This is a genomic window from Mycobacterium sp. E3298 (assembly GCF_001666895.1).
Lineage (GTDB): Bacteria > Actinomycetota > Actinomycetes > Mycobacteriales > Mycobacteriaceae > Mycobacterium.
Genome location: NZ_LZJB01000317.1, coordinates 1 through 1,145, shown reverse-complemented (window position 1 = coordinate 1,145; position 1,145 = coordinate 1). Strand labels below are relative to the sequence as shown.

Below are 1,145 nucleotides of genomic sequence, written 5' to 3'. Positions count from 1 at the left end.
CTGTCGCCGAAGCGATGAACATGGTTGACTATTTGCGGTCGCAGCTTCTGTGTTCGTGTCAAACTTTCGCAGGATCTATCGTTGCGGCCGCGGTTCCTGCGAGGTTAATCGGTCGGGTGAAGTTCCGGCGACTGAGCGAGGTATGGCGGTCGTACCAGGCCCGGGGCATCGAAAGGCGATGCCCCGCACCCAGAAGAAAAGGAAAGATCGAGAGATGCCACAGGGAACTGTGAAGTGGTTCAACGCGGAGAAGGGCTTCGGGTTCATCGCCCCCGAAGACGGCTCCGCCGACGTGTTTGTCCACTACACGGAGATCCAGGGTTCGGGCTTCCGCACCCTCGAAGAAAACCAGAAGGTCGAGTTCGAAATCGGCCACAGCCCTAAGGGCCCCCAGGCCACCGGAGTCCGCTCCGTCTAAAGGACGAGCCGAATCTCCACGAACCCCCCGTGCAGTCCCGCGTAGCGGGCCCGCCGGGGGGTTTTCGTATTGCGGCCGGTTTGCGACGCCGCGCCGGTTGCCTCAAGACGCGGATGGCGGACCTGGCCTACTGTCGGTGGCGTGAGCCAGCTTTCCTTCTTCACAGCGGAGTCGGTGCCCCCCGCGGTCGCCGATCTCTCCGGGGTGCTGGCGGCTTCCGGTCAGATCGTCTTGGTCGGCGGGCCGGAGGGGCAGGGTGCGCGCCTTTCCGTGGTGGTGGATCAGGCCTGGCGCGCCGCCGCGTTGGCCGAGATGATCCGCGAGGCGGGGCTGGAACCCGAGATCTGCCGGACCGACGAGGACACGCCGTTGGTGCGTACGGCGGTGACCCCGGCCTTGGTGAGCCTGGCGGCCGAATGGACGCGCGGGGCGGTCAAGACGGTGCCGCCGCGCTGGCTGCCCGGACCGCGTGAATTGCGGGCCTGGACGCTGGCGGCCGGTCATCCGGAGGGCGACCATTACCTTCTGGGTCTCGATCCCCACGCGCCCGATACCCATTCCCCGCTGGCGTCGGCTTTGATGCGGGTCGGAATCGCGCCGACATTGATTGGCACCCGCGGCGGCCGCCCGGCGCTGCGGATCAGCGGCCGTCGTCGGCTATCACGCCTGGTAGAGAACGTGGGCGAAGCCCCAGACGGCGTTGACGCGTCAGCGGTGTGGCCGCGGG

At 67.0% G+C, this 1,145-nt stretch carries 2 protein-coding genes; both read left to right on the top strand.

The window, feature by feature from the left end; all coding sequences use genetic code 11:
* The first annotated feature begins 214 nt into the window (after nt 1-214).
* A complete protein-coding gene (cspA, locus tag A9X05_RS14825) occupies nt 215-418 on the top strand; it encodes a cold shock protein CspA (protein WP_007166602.1) in 204 nt (67 codons plus the stop codon).
* Nucleotides 419-559: 141 nt separating this feature from the next.
* A partial coding sequence (locus tag A9X05_RS14820) for a hypothetical protein (RefSeq protein ID WP_067782321.1) occupies nt 560-1,145 on the top strand: 586 nt, incomplete at its 3' end.

Excerpts from the sequence above, each read along its gene's own strand:
- cspA (WP_007166602.1), top strand. The coding sequence starts at position 215 with ATGCCACAGGGAACTGTGAAGTGGTTCAACGCGGAGAAGGGCTTCGGG.